Genomic DNA, 900 nt, shown 5'->3' with positions numbered 1-900 from the left:
GGAGTTGACCGGTACTAATAGGCCGAGGGCTTGTCCTCAGACGCTCGCGTTCACTGTGTGGTTCCCGGGTAGCGAACAGCTATCGCCGGCGAATCCGCCCATCATCGACTCCGGTCGACGGGCAAGAAACACTAATCAATTGAAGAGTGTGTTTCGCTGAATACCCGATAGGGTTTCGGTGGTCATAGCACGAGGGAAACGCCCGGTTACATTCCGAACCCGGAAGCTAAGCCTCATAGCGCCGATGGTACTGCAGGGGGGACCCTGTGGGAGAGTAGGACGCCGCCGAACAATCATTCAAAGGCCGCGGCCCCAGCGATTCGCTGGGGCCGCGGCCTTTTTGTTTTTCCAGATCGTGCAGTACGCCGGCAGGACCGGCTCCCGCCCGGACGCAGGGTCGGAGCGGATGCCGGACAATAGAGGTGGTGTGCGGCCAGGTGGTCGGCACCAGGATGCGATGGCGCTGGTGCCCTGAATCGGCAGCGGCGGCAGAGGTCGAAGCAGCAGACAGGAGTCACCAGGATGTCGAACCCGCCCCAGGACCGTCCCGAGCGCCGATCGGACGAGGGCCGCGGTTACGAGCCCCGGTCGCGTGGTGGATGGTCCAACGACCGTGGCCCGCGCCGGGATGACCGTGGCGAGGCCGGCCGTCGTGACGACCGTCCGCGTCGGGATGACCGTCCTTCGTACGGTGACCGCGACCGTGGCGGCGACCGTGGTGGCCGCCCGTCCTACGGCGACCGTCCGTCCGGTGGTGGCTACCGCAGCGGTGGCGACCGTCCGTCCGGTGGTAGTGGGTTCAACCGTGATGACCGGCCGCGTCGGGATGACCGTCCGTCCTACGGTGACCGGCCGCGTCGCGACGACCGTCCGTCGTACGGTGACCGTGACCGTGGTGGC

General features: G+C 66.3%; 1 protein-coding gene and 1 rRNA gene. Both read left to right on the top strand.

Going from position 1 to position 900, the window contains the following annotated elements:
* The first annotated feature begins 174 nt into the window (after positions 1 to 174).
* Positions 175 to 291: ribosomal RNA gene (gene rrf, locus AA75_RS37345) — 5S ribosomal RNA — on the top strand.
* A gap of 412 nt (positions 292 to 703) precedes the next feature.
* A partial coding sequence (locus AA75_RS53830; protein WP_206743465.1) for a hypothetical protein occupies positions 704 to 900 on the top strand: 197 nt, incomplete at its 3' end.

The organism is Kitasatospora sp. MBT63, assembly GCF_000710465.2.
Lineage (GTDB): Bacteria > Actinomycetota > Actinomycetes > Streptomycetales > Streptomycetaceae > Kitasatospora.
The sequence above is the reverse complement of the archived record's forward strand: the minus strand, read 5'-3'. Positions and strand labels throughout refer to the sequence as shown.